Consider the following 17,000-nt stretch of genomic DNA (forward strand, 5'->3'; position numbering starts at 1 on the left):
GGCTGCATTCCCACGCGGAGCATGGGAACGATCGGTTAGACGGTGATGTGGTACGGATTCCTCGGATCATGGTTCCAGTCCAGGAACGGCTTACCGGTATCCATTGGCACCATCTCGATGCAATCCTGCACCGGGCACGTGATCTGACACAGATTGCACCCCACACACTCATCATCGATCACTTCATATTTATGCGTCCCGTCCGCCTGCTTGAGGCTGGCAATCGCCTGGTGCGAGGTGTCTTCGCAAGCGATGTGACAGCGACCGCAACCGATGCACGCCTGCTGATCAATCTTCGCAATCACCTGATAGTTGATGTCCAGGTACTTCCAGTCCGTGGTGTTGCCCACCGCACGTCCGGAAAACTCCGACACGCTGGCGTAGCCCTGACTGTCCATCCAGCGCGACAAACCGTCCTTCATCTCCTCGACAATCCGGAAACCATGCAGCATCGCCGCCGTGCACACCTGTACCGAGCCGCTGCCCAGCGCAATGAATTCCGCCGCATCGCGCCAACTGCCGATGCCGCCAATGCCAGAGATCGGCAGGCCTTGGGTCTGAGGATCGCGGGCGATCTCAGCGACCATGTTCAGCGCAATCGGCTTCACTGCCGAACCGCAATAACCACCATGGGTGCTTTGGCTGCCGACGGCGGGGTTGGCGACCATGCGCTCCAGGTTGACGCTGGTGATCGAGTTGATCGTGTTGATCAACGACACCGCATCGGCCCCGCCACGGTGCGCGGCACGGGCGGCGACACGGATGTCGGTGATGTTCGGCGTTAGCTTGACGATCACCGGCAGCGAGCAATACATCTTGCACCAGCGGGTGACCTGTTCGACGTATTCCGGCACCTGGCCGACCGCCGCGCCCATGCCCCGTTCCGGCATGCCGTGGGGGCAACCGAAATTCAGTTCGATGCCATCGGCCCCGGTCGCCTCCACCAGCGGCAGGATGTTTTTCCACGACTCTTCGACGCAGGGCACCATCAGCGACACGATCAGCGCGCGGTCCGGCCAGTCCTTTTTGACTTGGGTGATTTCCCGCAGGTTGATTTCCAGTGAACGGTCGGTGATCAGCTCGATGTTGTTAAAGCCAAGCACCTCCCGATTAGCCCCGAAGTGCGCCGAGTAGCGTGATGACACGTTGACCGCTGCCGGGTCTTCACCCAGGGTTTTCCAGACCACGCCGCCCCAACCGGCCTCGAACGCGCGAACCACGTTGTAGGCTTTGTCGGTCGGCGGCGCGGAGGCCAGCCAGAACGGATTGGGGGCTTTGATGCCGGCGAAGACAATCGAGAGATCGGCCATTTACGCAGCCTCCACGTTGAGCATGAGTTGAGCGTTGATGGCCTCGGCGGCCAGCTTGCCGTGCTGCACGGCCTGCACGGTGAGGTCCTGATCGAGGCTGGTGCAGTCGCCGCCGGCATACACGCCGGGAATGCTGGTGCGTAGCTGTTCGTCGACGAGGATGCGGTTGCCCTGACGCTTGAGTTCACGGGCCAGCGGATCGGCGAGGGCGCTGTTGTCGAAGGCCTGGCCGATGGCTTTGAAGATTGCATCGGCGGCCAGTTCGAAGGTTTCGCCGGTGGTTTGCAGGCGACCGTCTACCAAGTGGGTGCGGGCGAAGCGCATGCCGCGCACGTTGCCTTGATCATCGAGTAGCACTTCTTCAGGTTGAGCCCACGTCAACAACCGCACCTGATTGGCCTTGGCGATGTCCTGTTCGTGACCGGTGGCGCCCATGTCCTCGACGCCGCGGCGGTACACCAGATTCACATCGCGAGCGCCGAGGCGGGCCATTTGCACGGCCATGTCGATGGCGGTGTTGCCGGCGCCGAGGACAATGCAGTGCTCGGCCAGCGGCAGTTGCGTCAGGTCATCGGCCTGGCGCAGTTCGCGGATGTAGTCAGTGGCGGCGAGCAGGCCAGGGGCATCCTCATGGGCTAGCCCCAGCTGTTTGCTGGCGGCCAGGCCAAGGCCGAGGAACACCGCGTCGAATTGCTGATGCAGTTCGCTGAGGGTCAGGTTGTCGCCGAGTTTCTGTCCGTGGCGAATCTCGATCCCGCCAATCCCCATCAGGAACTCAAGCTCCTTCTGCGCGTAATCGTCCACCAGCTTGTACTTGGCGATCCCGTATTCGTTGAGCCCACCAGCCTTTTCCCGGGCCTCGAAAATCACCACGTCATGGCCGTGCATCGCGCTGCGGTGCGCGCAGGACAAACCGGCCGGGCCGGCACCGACCACGGCGATGCGCTTGCCGGTTGAGGCGGCGCGTTGGAACGGGTGTTCGTTGAAGTGTGCGTTGTCCACGGCATAGCGTTGCAACAGGCCGATCAACACCGGCGCGCATTCCTGGGCGTTGTTGCGCACGCAGGCTTGCTGGCACAGGATCTCCGTCGGGCAGACCCGGGCGCAACTGCCGCCGAGGATGTTGGCCGAGAGGATTTTTTGCGCCGCACCCTGAACGTTCTCCTGATGGATATTGCGGATGAACGACGGAATATCGATGTCGCTCGGGCAGGCATTCACGCAGGGCGCGTCGTAGCAATACAGGCAGCGCGAGGCTTCCAGATGCGCCTGACGGTCGTTGAGTGGCGGCGCCAGATCGGTGAAATGGCCGGCGAGGGCGGCCGCGTCCTCATGGGGATGCGGGAGGTGGTTCAGGGTTTTGATCACGGTGTTGGCCTCACGGTTATTTGAGGTACTGCCTCTGGTGGGCTGATCGTTCCCACGCTCTGCGTGGGAATGCCTCAAGGGACGCTCTGCGTTCCAATGGGACGCGGAGCGTCCCGGGCTGCATTCCCACGCGGAGCGTGGGAACGATCGGATGTACAGCGTCAGCGCTTCACGGGAACAGGCTTATGTTGCTCAGCCCGCTTGCTCAGCAAATCAAACACCGCCGGATACGCCGGCCGTTCGACATACCGACCGGCACCGCGCTCGGCCCGCAAATCACCGTCGGCCCACACCACTCGGCCCTGGCTGACGGTGTGGCTCGGCACGCCGCGCACGGTCTTGCCTTCGAAGATGTTGAAGTCGACTTGCTGGTGATGAGTCTTGGCTGAAATCGTCCGCGTACCTTCCGGGTCCCACAGCACCAGATCCGCATCGGCGCCAACGCGGATTGCCCCTTTGCGCGGATAGAGGTTGAAGATCTTCGCGGTGTTGGTAGAGGTGAGGGCAACGAAGTGCTGCATCGACAAGCGACCGGTGTTCACCCCCTCATCCCAGAGCACCGCCATGCGGTCTTCGATACCGGCGGTGCCGTTGGGGATTTTGCTGAAGTCGTCACGACCGGCGGCTTTTTGCTCGGCGCAGAAGCAGCAGTGATCGGTGGCGGTGGTGTGCAGGTTGCCCGCTTGCAGGCCATGCCAAAGGGCTTCCTGATGGCCACGAGGACGGAAGGGCGGGCTCATCACGTAACCGGCGGCGGTCTGCCAGTCCGGGTGTTGGTAAACACTGTCGTCCAATAGCAGATGCCCGGCCAGCACTTCGCCGTAAACCGGTTGGCCTTTGCTGCGGGCGTAGGTGATTTCGTCGAGGGCTTCCTTGGTCGAGACGTGGACCAGGTACAGCGGCGTGCCGAGGGTTTCGGCGATGCGGATCGCCCGGCTCGCGGCTTCACCTTCCACCTGCGAAGGCCGCGACAGCGGGTGCGCTTCCGGCCCGGTCATGCCCTGGGCCATCAACTTGCGTTGCAGGTGATAGACCAGTTCGCCGTTTTCCGCATGCACGGTCGGCACCGCGCCCAATTCCAGGCAGCGCTCGAAACTCGCTACCAACGTATCGTCGGCGGCCATGATCGCGTTCTTGTAGGCCATGAAATGCTTGAAGCTGTTGACCCCATGCTGGCTGACCAACTCGGCCATTTCTTCGCGGACCTGCTCGCTCCACCAGGTAATAGCGACGTGGAAACCGTAGTCCGACGCCGATTTCTCGGCCCAGCCGCGCCATTGATGAAACGCCTCCATCAACGATTGCTGCGGGTTGGGAATCACGAAGTCGATGATCGAGGTGGTGCCGCCGGCAAGCCCCGCTGCGGTGCCGCTGAAGAAGTCTTCGCTGGCCACCGTGCCCATGAAGGGCAACTGCATATGAGTGTGCGGGTCGATGCCGCCGGGCATCAGGTATTGGCCGCTGCCGTCGAGCACTTGCGCATCGGCGGGAACATCGAGGTTTTCACCGATGGCTTTGATCACGCCGTCGGCGCAATAGACGTCGGCGCGGTAACTTTCATCATGGGTAATAACGGTGGCGCCACGGATCAACAGAGACATTCCGAGTTCCTCGCAGGCATTGACCGACTGATGCCGATTCTAAATGTTTTATATGAAGCAGACGCCAATCGGTGTATTCCTGTCAGCGCTGTCAAGAATAGACGCTAGCTGCAGTTTGTCGATTGAGCAAGAATATTTTTTATAAGCTTATTACTTGTTTAACTGATTGATAAATAACGATAAAAACTGAAAATCACCAAAATGGTGAGGCCTTTCACCATTTTGACGCACTTGACAGGTTCCAAAAATAGACGAGATTTTCTATGTGAAATCAGCCGCTTGAGGATGGTCTATGGTTGATGCGCAATCTTTCAAAAAAGATCGACGCACCAGATTGAGTCCTGACTGTTCGGACAACTTGCCTGACATTCGGCCTGAGTGGCATGGCAACTCACCGCGGATTCAATAGTTGGATAAATAAAGCTGATTAACATCAGTTGGTTAGCGAAATTTTATGGCACTGCCCGATGCGCTAGCGGGGCACCCGGCACGTTTATTGATGCCGCCGCTGACACCTTGGCCGGTCCATGAAAGTTGTCAGTTTCTCCGGCCATCGTCCGGCTCGCGCACCTCGCGCCAGCCCCTGATGAGCAAAAATAATCAAAAGAACAGTGGAGCGGCCATGCAACAGATCAGATCGCAAGTGACCGAGCGCGACGGCTTGTTTGAGCTCGAAGCCGGCAGCGACGTCCTCGACAGTCCCCGTTACAACCACGACATGGCACCGACCAAGGTGCGCGAACGAACCTGGAACAAATGGCACATCACCGCGTTATGGGTCGGCATGGCGATCTGCGTGCCGACCTACACCCTCGGCGGCGTGCTCACCGCTTATTTCGGCCTGAGCGTCGGTGAAGCGCTGCTGGCGATTCTGTTTGCCAACATCATCGTGCTGATCCCGCTGACCCTGAACGCCTTCCCCGGCACCAAGTACGGCATTCCATTTCCGGTGTTGCTGCGCTCGTCCTTCGGCATCCTCGGTTCCAACATTCCGTGTCTGATTCGTGCCCTGGTGGCGTGCGGCTGGTTCGGCATTCAGACGATGTTCGGCGGGCTGGCGATTCACCTGTTTCTCGGCTCTGTCTTCGATGGCTGGAAGGCCCTCGGCGGTACCGGTGAAGTGATCGGCTTCATGCTGTTCTGGGCCTTGAACCTGTGGGTGGTGATTCGCGGCGCGGACTCGATCAAATGGCTGGAAACCCTCTCGGCACCCTTGTTGGTGCTGGTGGGTGTGGGGCTGCTGGTGTGGGCGATGCCGAACGTATCGATGACTGAATTGATGGCGATCCCGGCCAAGCGTCCGGAAGGGGCCAGCGTGGTCAGTTATTTTGCCGCCGGGCTGACCGCCATGGTCGGGTTCTGGGCCACTTTGTCGCTGAACATTCCGGACTTCAGCCGCTACGCGAAAAGCCAGAAGGATCAGATCGTCGGGCAGATCATCGGCTTGCCCTTGACCATGTTCCTGTTCGCCTCCCTCGGCGTGGTGATGACAGCCGCTTCGGTAAAACTGGTGGGCGTCACTGTCTCTGATCCGGTCACGTTGATCGGCCATATCCAGAGCCCAGTCTGGGTCGCCCTGGCCATGGCGCTGATCATCATCGCCACGTTGTCGACCAACACCGCGGCCAACATTGTTTCGCCAACCAACGATTTCCAGAACGTCGCGCCCAAGGTCATCAACCGCACCAAAGCGGTGATGCTCACGGGTTTGGTCGGGTTGGCGCTGATGGCTCATGAATTGTTGAAAAAACTGGGGCTGATCGTTTCGGATTTGAGCCTGGAGACGGTGTACTCCAACTGGTTGCTGGGCTATTCGAGCCTGCTGGGGCCGATTGCCGGGATCATGGTGGTGGACTATTTCCTGATCAAGAAACAGCAACTGGACTTGGCGGGGCTCTACCGCGATGACGTTTATCCGGCGTGGAACTGGTTCGGCTTTATCGCGTTCGGCGTGCCGGTGGCGTTGACGCTGCTGTCGCTGGGCAGCGATGCGTTCAGCTGGTTCTACAGCTACGGCTGGTTCACTGGCTCGGCCCTTGGTGGGTTGATTTATTACGGGTTGAGTGTGATGCGGCCGAGTCCTACTACTGTGAAGTCGGCGGTTTGAGTTTGATCGTTCCCACGCTCTGCGTGGGAATGCAGCCCGGGACGCTCCGCGTCCCAGAAGCGGACGCAGAGCGTCCATGGATGAATTCCCACGCAGAGCGTGGGAACTATCAGAAGAAGAACTGAGGAGATCACCATGAACGCTGCCATAGACGTTCTGCAGTCCACCCATCAGCACATCAACCGCGACCGTCTGTGGCAGTCGCTCATGGACTTGGCCAAACTCGGTGCCACGGTCAAGGGCGGCGTCTGCCGGCTGGCCCTGACCGACCTCGACCGCCAGGCCCGGGACATTTTCGTGCGCTGGTGCGAGGAAGCCGGCTGCACCGTCAGCATCGACGCGGTCGGCAACATCTTCGCTCGCCGTCCGGGGCGCAACCCGAACCTGCCACCGGTGATGACCGGCAGCCATATCGACACCCAGCCCACCGGCGGCAAGTTCGACGGCTGCTTCGGCGTGCTGGCCGGGGTCGAAGTCTTGCGCACCCTCAATGACCTGGGCGTAGAAACCGAAGCGCCGCTGGAAGTGGTGGTCTGGACCAACGAAGAAGGCTCGCGCTTCGCTCCCTGCATGATGGGCTCCGGCGTGTTCGCGGAAAAATTCACCCTCGAAGAAACCCTGACCAAGGTCGATGCCGAGGGCGTGACCGTCGGCGAAGCCTTGAACGCCATCGGCTATGCCGGGCCGCGCAAGGTCAGCGGCCATGCCGTTGGCGCGTATTTCGAAGCGCACATCGAGCAAGGCCCGATTCTTGAGGACGAGCGCAAAACCATTGGCGTGGTGATGGGCGCCCTCGGGCAGAAATGGTTCGACTTGAAACTGCGCGGCGTCGAAGCCCACGCCGGCCCGACACCGATGCACCTGCGTAAGGACGCCCTGGTCGGTGCCTCGGTGATCGTCGGCGCGGTCAATCGCGCCGCCCTCGGCCATCAACCCCACGCCTGCGGCACCGTCGGCTGCCTGCAAGCCTATCCCGGCTCGCGCAACGTGATTCCTGGCGAAGTGCGCATGACCCTGGACTTCCGTCATCTGGAGCCGGCGCGACTCGATTCAATGATCGCCGAAGTCCGCGAGGTCATCGAAACCACTTGCGAGGAACACGGCCTGACCTTCGAACTGACGCCCACCGCCGACTTCCCGCCGCTGTACTTCGACAAGGGCTGCGTCGAAGCGGTACGCGGCGCTGCGCAAGGGTTGGGGCTGTCGCACATGGACATCGTCAGCGGGGCAGGGCACGACGCAATCTTCCTCGCCGAACTCGGCCCGGCGGGGATGTCTTCGTGCCTTGCGAAGGCGGTATCAGCCACAACGAAATCGAAAACGCCGCACCCGATGATTTGGCCGCCGGGTGTGCGGTGTTGTTGCGGGCGATGCTGGCGGCGTCGGATGCGATTGCCAGCGGTGAATTGGCGGCTTGAAGATCAAAGGATCGCAGGCTTCGGCAGCGCCCACAGGCGCGTAGGAGCTGCCGAAGGCTGCGATCTTTTGCTTTTTACATATTAAAAATTGCCCCCACGTCACAAACCCGAATCCTCAATCGTCATCCTGTTGAACCCCTCAAATAGTGGAGCAACACGATGTCGTCCAACACCCAACCGGTCAATCTGCTGCAATCCATCCCTCAGGTTTTCGAAAGCCTGACCCAGGTCCATGTCACCCTCGACAGCCATGACCTGGCCCCGACCCTCAAACACCTGCTGCACCTGCGTGCCTCGCAGATCAACCAATGCGGTTTCTGCGTGAAGATGCACACTCGCGAGGCGCGCGAAGCCAATGAAACCAACGAGCGGCTGGACCGCCTGATTGTCTGGCGCCATGTCAGCGATTTCAGCGCCGCCGAACGCGTCGCCCTGGCCTGGACCGAAGCCCTGACCGTACTCGATGAAAAAACCGATTACGCCAGCCTGCGCGGCGACTTGCGCGAGCATTTCAACGACGCGCAGATCGGTGCCTTGACGGCCGAGATCGGCATGATCAACCTGTGGAACCGTTTGCAGGTGTCGAGGCACTGATCGATGAATTCCGCTGAAAACGCCGCCGCTGTATTCGAGCAGCGCCGGCCCTTTTTGCTCGGTCTGGCGTATCGCATTCTCGGCTCGCGCACCGAAGCCGAGGATGTGGTGCAAGAGCTGTTCATCAAATGGCTGGAGGCCGACCGGGCCTCCATCGCCACGCCAGCCGCCTGGCTCACCACGGCCTGCACCCGGCAATGCATCGACTTGCTGCGTTCGGCGCACACGTCACGGGTCGATTACATCGGCACCTGGCTGCCGGAACCGATTCACACCACCCATCAGCATTCACCCGAACACATGCATGAACTGGCCTCGTCATTGTCCACCGCGTTCCTGCTCTTGCTGGAACGGCTGACTCCAAAGGAACGCGCCGCCTACCTGCTCTACGAAATTTTTGACATGGACTACGCGCAAGTCGCCGAGGCGATCGGGGTTCAGGAAGCGGCTTGTCGCAAATTGGTATCCCGAGCCAAGGCCGGTCTGGGTAACGGGCAAATCCGCTATCAACCGGAACCGGCGCGTCAGGACCAATTGCTGAACGCCTTCCACAGCGCCATCGCCAGCGGCTCAACCGCATCCCTGACCGCGCTGCTGGCCGAAGACGTCGAACTCTGCGCCGACGGCGGCGGCAAGGCCTCGGCCATCCGCGAAACCCTGTTCGGCATCAGCAGCGTGCTGGAATTCATTGGTCAGTCGTTGCATGTCTATTGGCAGACTTGCGAATGGCTGCCCAGCGAAATCAATGGGGCACAAGGGGTGATCATCAAGGTGGACGGGGTCATTACTGCGTCGATGACGTTTGGTTTTGATGAAGCGGGGCGGGTGAGCCGGATTTTTATCATGCGCAACCCGGATAAGTTGGCGGGGTTGGATGCATCGTTGCAAGTGCAATAGTTGATCGTTCCCACGCTGCGTGGGAACGATCAGCCCGGCGGATGAGTACTCCGCACTATCCCAACCCTCCGCGGTCGTAATCTTCACAGGGCGGCGCATGAATGCGCCGCCGTACGCGTGGAGACCCAATGAGCCAGGACGTCCTGACCACCGAAACCAATCGCCGTCAGTTGCAGCAGATCATCGCCGGCCTGTCCGATGGGGTGATTCTGCTGGAGCTCGACCAGACCCTTCTCTGGGCCAATGACGCCGCGTTGGCCATGCACGGCGTCGGGCAACTCAGCGAGCTCGGGGCGAATGCCAAGGAGTACGCCAAGCGCTTCGCCTTGCGTTATCGCAATAATCACCCGGTTCAGACTGACAATTATCCGATCAGCCGCGTCGCCCGAGGCGAGACCTTCAGCGATGTGTTGGTTGAAGTGACGCCTACGGACGACGAAGAGCGCACTTGGGTCCACAGCGTGCGCAGCATGGTGTTGGCCGACAGCGCTGGCAAGCCGGAGTTGCTGGTGCTGATCATGAACGATGTCACGGAGTGGGCCAGCGCCGAACAGCGTTTCGAAAAAACCTTCAACGCCAACCCGGCCCCGGCGGTGATCTGTCGCCTCAGCGATTTGCGTTACATCAAAGTCAACCCGGGCTTCCTGGAGATGACCGGCTATACCCGTGAGCAGGTGATCGGCCGTTCGACCTATGAACTGGACGTGCTGGAGGGGGCCGAAAACAAAGACCTGGCCAAGCAGCGGTTGCGCGAAGGGGTGACCATTCCGCAAATGCAGGCACAGCTGCAGTTAGCCGAAGGGGGCAGCAAACAGGTGATCGTCGCCGGCCAGCCCCTTGAGCTGAACGACGAAGCCTGCATGCTCTTTTCCTTCGTCGACATCGAGCCTCGGCATAAGGCCGAAGTCGCCCTGCGCCAGAGCGAGGAACGTTTTGCCAAGGCTTTCCGACTGACCCCGGTGCCCATCCTGGTGTGCAACGCCGGCGATCAGGTGGTGATGGACGTCAATGAAGCCTTCCTCGATACGCTCGCGTATTCCAGTGAAGAAGTGCTTGGAAAATCGGTGACGCAGATCGATTTTATCGATGACACAGGCGCACGCGCGCGACTGTTTACGGCACTGGAAAAAAACGGAAGCGTGGATCGTGTTGATGTCCGGGTACGCAGAAAAGGCGCGGGATTGATCGATTGTGCGGTTTCTGCCGACACCGTGAACATTCAGGACAGTCCCTGCTACCTGCTGGTGTTTATGGACATCACCGAACGTAAACGCACGGAGCTGGAGTTGGTGTCGGCGATCGAAGAGGTCATGAAAGACGCCTCCTGGTTCAGCCGCACGCTCATCGAGAAACTCGCTAACGTGAAAAACGTCAACTCGCCGCAGTTGCCCAGTGTGTCTTTCACCGACCTGACCGCCCGCGAGCGCGATGTGCTCGGCCTGATCTGCGAAGGCCTGGCCGACAAGGAAATCGCCGCACGGCTCAAACTTGCGCCGAACACGGTGCGCAACCATGTCTCGACCGTATATTCCAAGCTCGACGTTCACAGTCGTAGCGAGGCAATTGTCTGGGCTCGCGAGCGCGGTTTGTTCTCCAGCGAGTGGCGGCCCAAGGCCCAGCGTTAGGTGCAAATGCACTACTCCAGGGGGTGCAAATTGATGTTCTGGACGGGGGCGGCGGTTCTTAGGCTGTAAGGGTGCGATACAGGTCTTCGGGTATCGCGTCCCTTTCGAAACAGCTACAGGAACCGCGGGATGATTTATTTGGCGCAATTGCGTATGCAACTGGAGCGGAGCTTTTCGCCGTTGGCCTGTGAGTGCAAGGTTACGGGTGATCATTCACTGACGGTGAAGCTCTATCATCCGGTGTCGGGGCAGGTGGATCTGGTGGTCAGTGGGTTGAGCGTGGCCAACCTCAGAACGCCAGAGGCGGTGGCAGCGTTGATCGAAGAGCTGCGTTATGAACTCGAGAGCAACACGTTGCATTGTCGCGAGACGTCCTAGGAACTGTCAGGTTTTGCCGGCGGTCGTATAAGGAATACGAGAGTATTTTTTCTGTGACCGGTCCGCGGGTACGCGGTGAGCGTGTTGGGTCGCGGAAATATGTCGATCACTTACCGCGGGTCAACCTATGAAAAGTCTTGGGAAACGCACTTTTACAACACTGTCGTTCGCACTCTGGATAGCGATTCTGGGTGGTTGTGCCAGTCCTCCACCGCCACCTCCCGCTGCGCCGCCTCCCCCCCCCGTGCGCACCTGCCAAACCACTGAAAACATCGATGTACAAGGCGATGTGAGGGCTGAGGGGCAGGTGACCCGGGAAACGACGCTCACTCGTTGCGTCACTCAATAATCATCCATCGGCTCACGTTGAACCGCCAGCAGCGCTGTGCTGCTGGCGGGTATCCGCGCGCGTCGCTCAGACTTCCTCAATCCTGACCCAACGGGACTCCCGCGCTGCCAACCGGATCGCCGTCGCCAGGCGTTCGACTTCCCACGCCTGTTCGAAATCCGTCCCACCCTGCGATAAGCCTGCCAGCGCCATCACCAGATCATGGACTTCCAGCGTCTTGAGTTCGTTGTATCCGAGTTGATGCCCTGCCGCCGGACTGAACGCCGCATAACCCGGCAAATTCGGCCCTGCCAGCAAGCGCTGGAAACCGTCCTGACCGGCACGAAACAGACGCAGTTCATTCAAGCGTTCCTGATCGAATACCAACGTCCCTCGGGTGCCGCTGATTTCAAAACTCAGGTGATTCTTGTAGCCGTGCTTGAGCCAACTGCTGCTGAACGTGCCACGGGCGCCGTTGGCAAACCGCAACAAGGCATGGACTTGATCATCGACGGCGATGCTGAGCTGTTCCGGACTGCCAACCGTGGCGGGACGTTGCCGGTGCACGGTCTGGGTGTCGGCGCTCACTGCATCGACATCGCCCACCAGATAACGGGCCATGGCCAACAAGTGACTGCCCAGGTCGGCCAGTGCGCCACCGGCATGATCGGCCTCGCAACGCCACGACCAGGGCGACGCGGGGTCGGCCATGAAGTCTTCGCTGAATTCACCCTGGAAACTGATGATCTGACCCAAGTCGCCGTTTTCAATCAGCTCCCGGGCCAGCCCGATCATCGGGTTGTGCTGATAGTTGTAACCGACCCGCGTCACCACGCCTGCGGCTTTGGCGGCAAGACGCATCGCGCTGGCCTGTTCGAGGCTCACAGCCAGCGGTTTTTCGCAGTACACCGGTTTACCGGCGGCGAGGGCGGCCATGGCCATGGGGTAGTGCAGATGGTTAGGGGTGGTGATGGCGATCAGATTGACCTTGGGGTCATTGATCAGCTGTTGCCAGTCGCTGTGAGCGGTATCGAAGCCCCAGGCGTCGGCGCAGTGCCGGGCGCGCTGCGGATCGGCGTCGGCGAGGGCCGCGAGCTTGAGCTTCAGCGGCAATTCAAAAACGGCGCTGACGTTGCGAAAGGCCAAGGCGTGGGCGCGGCCCATGAAACCTGTGCCGATGAGTCCGATACCGAGTTCGCGCATAGCCGGGGTCCTTTGGGTTTTTATTTTCAGGAGGGCTATTTATGGAATAAATATTCTTAAATGGCAACTACGTGGAATAAATATTCTTTTTGTGTGCGGCGTCAGGAGGCACACGAAATGGCTACAACGCCTTACGACATTGCCTACAGCCACGCCGGAATCCGCTGGCTTGCGGGTCTTGCTCCCGGTCTCTATCGTTTCCATTTGCGCAGATCAACGACAAATCGCGGACTTTAATGACGGGACATACACCGCGGACTATATTGGCCACTAACTAATCAAATTTGAGCAATGCACCAACGCTCGAATAGAGGTGGCAATGTCGAAGGATCTCGGAAAAACGACCTATGTTTTCGTTGATGGTGATCGTCACGAAGCGAAGGCTGTGCGTGATTCGGCAGGATTCCAGCGCGGCGGCATTGTCCGGCTAACGAACGGTAAAATTGTTAGCGGTCATGCCAGTACTGTCAAAATAAACGCCGAGAGGACATACGGACTAATCGCAGCAGCAGTTGCAAAAAGTGGATCAGGAGTGACGCTTGATATGGAAAGCGCAGGACACAAAACATCGACTGAAACTGGCTGGATAATGGTCGGTTCTAACGGCAACAAGATATCAGTCGACACTTGCGCCTCGGTGCGTATAGATGAGTACGCTACTGAAATGCTCAAGGATCCGAACAAGGTTCGGGAGTTTTTCAAACGTGTAAATGGGGAAGCCAAGGTTCGCTGATGTATTGCATTTCTCCTTCTTTTGTTCTTGGTTTCCATGGGTGCGAGCGAGAAATTGGCGAACGCGTACTGGCTGGCGAAGCAACGCTACTTGATAGCACTAATGACTATGATTGGCTTGGTCGCGGCGCCTATTTTTGGGAAAACAACCCACAGCGCGCGTTGAGCTTCGCGACCAATGCGCAAAAGCGGAGCACTATCAAAAATCCATTTGTGATTGGGGCCGTGATTGACTTGGGTCGTTGCCTGGATTTCACGACTGAAAGTGCGTTGCGTGAAATCCGTCAGACCTACCTATGGCTTGAAGCAGCCTCAAAAGAAAAGGGCGGTCAACCTCTTAAGAAAAATAATCCGTACCTGCGTCGTTTGGATTGTCAGGTCATTGATGCTTTACACACCTTCCGGGAGTTTACAGAGGCGCCTGCGTACGACTCTGTTCGTTCACCGTTCTGGGAGGGTGAACGTCTTTATCCTGGTACGGACTTTACGCATGAAACACATGTTCAGCTGGCGATCCGTAACGTAAAGAGTATCAAGGGTTATTTTAGAGTTCTGGATTTGACTGGGAAGCCGGTTGAATTTGTGCGGGGATGAACAGTGTGGTTCCCAAAAGGCAGCCCCGAGGCTCTATGCCGGTAAGTTAAGAAATTTGAGCGACGAAAATCCTGTGGGAGCGTGGCTTGCCCGCGAAGAACGATGACGCGTAGTACCTGAAAAACCGCGGTGCATTCTTCGCGGGCAAGCCACGCTCCCACAGGTTCTGCGTCTTAACTTACCGGCATTGAGCCCCGAGGCCTGCCTTTTGTGTATCTGGTGAACCCAATCAGGACAAGAACCCACCATCCACATTCAACGAAACCCCAGTGGTGTAGCTCGACGCATCACTGGCCAGGTACAACACCGCACCGGCCATTTCACTCGGGTCCGCCACGCGCTTGAGCGGAATCTGCTGCAGCGCGGTTTTCAGAATGGCGTCGTTTTTCACCAGCGCCGAAGCGAACTTGGTGTCGGTCAGACCCGGCAGCAGGGCGTTGCAGCGGATGCCGAATTGCGCGCATTCCTTGGCGAAGACCTTGGTCATGTTGATCACCGCTGCCTTGGTTACCGAGTAGATGCCCTGGAAGATCCCCGGTGAAATGCCGTTGATCGAGGCGACGTTGATGATGCTGCCGCCACCGTTTTCGCGCATCAGCTTGCCGGCTTCCACCGACATGAAAAAGTAGCCGCGAATGTTCACGTCGACGGTTTTCTGGAAGGCGCTGAGGTCGGTGTCCAGGACGTTGCAGAACTGCGGGTTGGTCGCCGCGTTGTTGACCAGAATATCCAGGCGCCCGAACTGTTCGCGGATGCCGGCGAAGACTTGGGTGATCTGCTCCATCTCACCAATGTGGCAGGCAATGGCGGTGGCTTTGCCGCCGGCGGCAATGATTGCGTCGGCAACATGCTGACAACCGTCGAGCTTGCGGCTCGAAACGATGACGTGGGCACCTTGCTGCGCCAGCAGTTTGGCGATGGCTTCACCGATGCCACGGCTCGCGCCGGAGACGAAAGCGATCTTGCCGTCGAGGTCGAACAACTGAGTCTTGGACATGATTTTTCCTTGTTATGGGCGCGATCAGAGACTGGATTTCTGGATGACTTGCAGGCTCATCTGCTCCAGCAGTTTGTTCATGTGAATGAACTGTGCGAAGCGTTTGTCCTGGGTCTGACCATGGAAGAAGCGGTAGTAGATCTGCTGCACGATGCCGGCCAGACGGAACAGGCCGTAGGTGTAGTAGAAGTCGAAATTGTCGATCTGGATGCCCGCGCGCTCGGCGTAGTAATCGACGAACTCACGGCGGGTCAGCATGCCGGGAGCGTGGCTTGGCTGGCGCCGCATCAGTTGCACCGGCGCCGGGTCGTCGGCTTCGATCCAGTAGGCGAGGGTGTTGCCCAAGTCCATCAGCGGGTCGCCGAGGGTGGTCAGCTCCCAATCCAGCACGCCGATGATCTGCATCGGGTTCTCGGGGTCGAGGATCACATTGTCGAAGCGGTAATCGTTGTGGACGATGCTCGACGTTGGGTGATCGGCCGGCATCTTGTCGTTGAGCCAGGCTTTGACCGCTTCCCACTTAGGCGCGTCCGGGGTCAGGGCTTTTTCGTAGCGCTCGCTCCAGCCTTTGATTTGCCGTGCCACATAGCCTTCGGGTTTGCCGAGGTCGCCCAGGCCATAGGCCTTGTAGTCGACCCGGTGCAGTTCCACGAACTTGTCGATGAAGCTTTTGCACAGGGTTTCGGTCTTCGCTGAATCCAGCCCCAGTTCCGGCGGCAGTTCGGAGCGCAGGATGATCCCCTTGACCCGTTCCATCACATAAAACTCGGCACCGATCACTGATTCGTCGGTGCAGTGCACATAGGCTTTGGGGCAATAGGGAAAGCCGTCCCGCAGCTGATTGAGAATGCGAAATTCGCGGCCCATGTCATGGGCGGATTTGGCCTTGTGGCCGAACGGTGGCCGACGCAGGACGAATTCCTGTTCGGGGTATTCCAGCAGGTAAGTCAGGTTCGACGCACCGCCCGGAAACTGGCTGATTTTCGGCAAGCCACTCAGGCCCGGAATGTGCGCCTTGAGGTACGGATCGATCAGGCTGGCATCGAGTTCTTCGCCAGAGCGGATACGGGTGGACTGGTCAGTAAGCGCCATGCTTATCCCTTCTGCTTATTTTGGAGGCCAGACATCATTGGCTAATCTAATGGTGCGCCGGGGTCGCCACAAGCGCGGCACGGTCTTATAGGTTAGCGTGTTGCCGGATAATCAGCGTTCCTGATGTGCGCGAACGGGCTCGGCGGACTATGGTTCAGTGGACCGTCGCTTCCAGGAAGGAGATTCGACATGGGTTGTCCGCAAGTTTGCGCCACCGCGACCCTGCAATGCAGTTTCGGCGCGGCACCAGCGGTACTCAACGTGCTGCCGGTGAATCGCACGCTGACCGGGGGCATGCCAGCGGCGAACATCATGGATCACATTCCGCTGGTCAACGTCATGCCGTTCGGCACGTGCATGAGCATGGCCAACCCGATGGTCGCGGCCGCCACTGCCGCAGCGCTGGGCGTATTGACGCCGATGCCCTGCATCCCGGCCACCGCCACCCCCTGGATTCCCGGAGGCGCGCCGACCCTGCTGCTGGGCGGCATGCCGGCCATCGATGCCAACAGCACCCTGATGTGCAATTGGGCAGGGGTGATAAAAATCGTGATGCCGGGGCAAATGCAGATGCTCATTCCCTGACCGCACACGATCAAACTGTGGGCGCGGGTTTGCTCGCGAAGGCGGCGTGTCAGGCGACATCGATGCTGAATGTGAGGGCCTCATCGCGGGCAAGCCCGCTCCCACAGGGGATTTCCGGTGAATGCAGTATTTGTGAACAACAGTGATCACTGTGGGAGTGGGCTTGCCCGC

At 59.3% G+C, this 17,000-nt stretch carries 14 protein-coding genes and 1 pseudogene; 9 read left to right on the forward strand and 6 right to left on the reverse strand.

All coding sequences use genetic code 11. From position 1 onward, the window contains the following. Positions 1-35: 35 nt before the first annotated feature. The 3 genes from preA to hydA form a co-directional block, all read right to left on the reverse strand. Entirely contained in the window at positions 36-1,310 is a 1,275-nt protein-coding gene (gene preA / locus PMI18_RS17455; RefSeq protein ID WP_007899509.1) for an NAD-dependent dihydropyrimidine dehydrogenase subunit PreA, read from the reverse strand. Next, positions 1,311-2,678 carry an NAD(P)-dependent oxidoreductase gene (locus PMI18_RS17450; protein ID WP_007899510.1) on the reverse strand — a complete coding sequence of 456 codons (1,368 nt, stop codon included), beginning with the start codon at positions 2,676-2,678 and terminating at the stop codon, positions 1,311-1,313. Between the two features lie 161 nt (positions 2,679-2,839). Beyond that, positions 2,840-4,279 (reverse strand): dihydropyrimidinase, encoded by a 1,440-nt coding sequence (gene hydA, locus PMI18_RS17445; RefSeq protein ID WP_007899511.1) that lies wholly within the window; start codon positions 4,277-4,279, stop codon positions 2,840-2,842. Positions 4,280-4,901: 622 nt separating this feature from the next. Here hydA and PMI18_RS17440 point away from each other — a divergent pair. The 6 genes and pseudogenes from PMI18_RS17440 to PMI18_RS17415 all read left to right on the forward strand — a co-directional run bounded on the left by PMI18_RS17440 (position 4,902) and on the right by PMI18_RS17415 (position 11,298). Further along, positions 4,902-6,386: an NCS1 family nucleobase:cation symporter-1 gene (locus PMI18_RS17440; RefSeq protein ID WP_007899512.1), complete on the forward strand. Its 1,485-nt coding sequence runs from the start codon at positions 4,902-4,904 to the stop codon at positions 6,384-6,386. 135 nt (positions 6,387-6,521) lie between these two features. Next, positions 6,522-7,804 (forward strand): annotated as a pseudogene (locus tag PMI18_RS17435) (Zn-dependent hydrolase). Positions 7,805-7,963: 159 nt separating this feature from the next. Continuing rightward, the gene (locus PMI18_RS17430; RefSeq protein WP_007899515.1) at positions 7,964-8,398 is read left to right on the forward strand and encodes a carboxymuconolactone decarboxylase family protein; all 435 of its coding nucleotides are present in this window, start codon (positions 7,964-7,966) and stop codon (positions 8,396-8,398) included. A 3-nt stretch (positions 8,399-8,401) separates the two neighbouring features. Next, a complete protein-coding gene (gene sigJ / locus PMI18_RS17425; RefSeq protein ID WP_007899516.1) occupies positions 8,402-9,295 on the forward strand; it encodes an RNA polymerase sigma factor SigJ in 894 nt (297 codons plus the stop codon). A 128-nt stretch (positions 9,296-9,423) separates the two neighbouring features. Further along, a complete protein-coding gene (locus PMI18_RS17420) occupies positions 9,424-10,920 on the forward strand; it encodes a helix-turn-helix transcriptional regulator (protein WP_007899518.1) in 1,497 nt (498 codons plus the stop codon). Positions 10,921-11,049: 129 nt separating this feature from the next. Next, the gene (locus PMI18_RS17415; protein WP_007899521.1) at positions 11,050-11,298 is read left to right on the forward strand and encodes a DUF1652 domain-containing protein; all 249 of its coding nucleotides are present in this window, start codon (positions 11,050-11,052) and stop codon (positions 11,296-11,298) included. A gap of 415 nt (positions 11,299-11,713) precedes the next feature. On the opposite strand, the gene PMI18_RS17410 is transcribed toward PMI18_RS17415, so the two are convergent. Next, on the reverse strand, positions 11,714-12,829 hold the full coding sequence (locus PMI18_RS17410) for a Gfo/Idh/MocA family protein (protein WP_007899522.1): 1,116 nt from the start codon (positions 12,827-12,829) through the stop codon (positions 11,714-11,716). Between the two features lie 319 nt (positions 12,830-13,148). On the opposite strand from PMI18_RS17410, the gene PMI18_RS17405 reads away from it, so the two are divergent. Together PMI18_RS17405 and PMI18_RS17400 are read left to right on the forward strand one after the other, a co-directional pair. Beyond that, positions 13,149-13,562, forward strand: a complete 414-nt coding sequence (locus PMI18_RS17405) for a hypothetical protein (RefSeq protein WP_007899523.1) — start codon at positions 13,149-13,151, stop codon at positions 13,560-13,562. Continuing rightward, positions 13,562-14,155 (forward strand): hypothetical protein, encoded by a 594-nt coding sequence (locus PMI18_RS17400; protein WP_007899524.1) that lies wholly within the window; start codon positions 13,562-13,564, stop codon positions 14,153-14,155. The genes PMI18_RS17405 and PMI18_RS17400 overlap by 1 nt, the downstream gene beginning before the upstream one ends. Before the next feature lie 229 nt (positions 14,156-14,384). On the opposite strand, the gene PMI18_RS17395 is transcribed toward PMI18_RS17400, so the two are convergent. Both PMI18_RS17395 and PMI18_RS17390 read right to left on the reverse strand, forming a co-directional pair. Further along, positions 14,385-15,152, reverse strand: coding sequence for an SDR family oxidoreductase (locus tag PMI18_RS17395; protein ID WP_007899525.1), 768 nt, complete (start codon positions 15,150-15,152; stop codon positions 14,385-14,387). Between the two features lie 24 nt (positions 15,153-15,176). Then, positions 15,177-16,244, reverse strand: a complete 1,068-nt coding sequence (locus PMI18_RS17390; RefSeq protein WP_007899526.1) for a phosphotransferase family protein — start codon at positions 16,242-16,244, stop codon at positions 15,177-15,179. A 189-nt stretch (positions 16,245-16,433) separates the two neighbouring features. Between PMI18_RS17390 and PMI18_RS17385 the strand changes: the two genes are divergently transcribed. Further along, positions 16,434-16,829, forward strand: a complete 396-nt coding sequence (locus PMI18_RS17385) for a DUF4280 domain-containing protein (protein ID WP_007899527.1) — start codon at positions 16,434-16,436, stop codon at positions 16,827-16,829. Positions 16,830-17,000 lie beyond the last annotated feature (171 nt).

It is taken from the genome of Pseudomonas sp. GM102, from assembly GCF_000282555.1.
Taxonomy (GTDB): domain Bacteria; phylum Pseudomonadota; class Gammaproteobacteria; order Pseudomonadales; family Pseudomonadaceae; genus Aquipseudomonas.

What these genes read in the sequence shown, in the direction of transcription:
- preA (WP_007899509.1), bottom strand. Translation starts at nt 1,310, where the DNA reads ATGGCCGATCTCTCGATTGTCTTCGCCGGCATCAAAGCCCCCAATCCG.
- hydA (WP_007899511.1), bottom strand. Translation starts at nt 4,279, where the DNA reads ATGTCTCTGTTGATCCGTGGCGCCACCGTTATTACCCATGATGAAAGT.
- PMI18_RS17440 (WP_007899512.1), top strand. Translation starts at nt 4,902, where the DNA reads ATGCAACAGATCAGATCGCAAGTGACCGAGCGCGACGGCTTGTTTGAG.
- PMI18_RS17430 (WP_007899515.1), top strand. Translation starts at nt 7,964, where the DNA reads ATGTCGTCCAACACCCAACCGGTCAATCTGCTGCAATCCATCCCTCAG.
- sigJ (WP_007899516.1), top strand. Translation starts at nt 8,402, where the DNA reads ATGAATTCCGCTGAAAACGCCGCCGCTGTATTCGAGCAGCGCCGGCCC.
- PMI18_RS17420 (WP_007899518.1), top strand. Translation starts at nt 9,424, where the DNA reads ATGAGCCAGGACGTCCTGACCACCGAAACCAATCGCCGTCAGTTGCAG.
- PMI18_RS17415 (WP_007899521.1), top strand. Translation starts at nt 11,050, where the DNA reads ATGATTTATTTGGCGCAATTGCGTATGCAACTGGAGCGGAGCTTTTCG.
- PMI18_RS17410 (WP_007899522.1), bottom strand. Translation starts at nt 12,829, where the DNA reads ATGCGCGAACTCGGTATCGGACTCATCGGCACAGGTTTCATGGGCCGC.
- PMI18_RS17405 (WP_007899523.1), top strand. Translation starts at nt 13,149, where the DNA reads ATGTCGAAGGATCTCGGAAAAACGACCTATGTTTTCGTTGATGGTGAT.
- PMI18_RS17400 (WP_007899524.1), top strand. Translation starts at nt 13,562, where the DNA reads ATGTATTGCATTTCTCCTTCTTTTGTTCTTGGTTTCCATGGGTGCGAG.
- PMI18_RS17395 (WP_007899525.1), bottom strand. Translation starts at nt 15,152, where the DNA reads ATGTCCAAGACTCAGTTGTTCGACCTCGACGGCAAGATCGCTTTCGTC.
- PMI18_RS17390 (WP_007899526.1), bottom strand. Translation starts at nt 16,244, where the DNA reads ATGGCGCTTACTGACCAGTCCACCCGTATCCGCTCTGGCGAAGAACTC.
- PMI18_RS17385 (WP_007899527.1), top strand. Translation starts at nt 16,434, where the DNA reads ATGGGTTGTCCGCAAGTTTGCGCCACCGCGACCCTGCAATGCAGTTTC.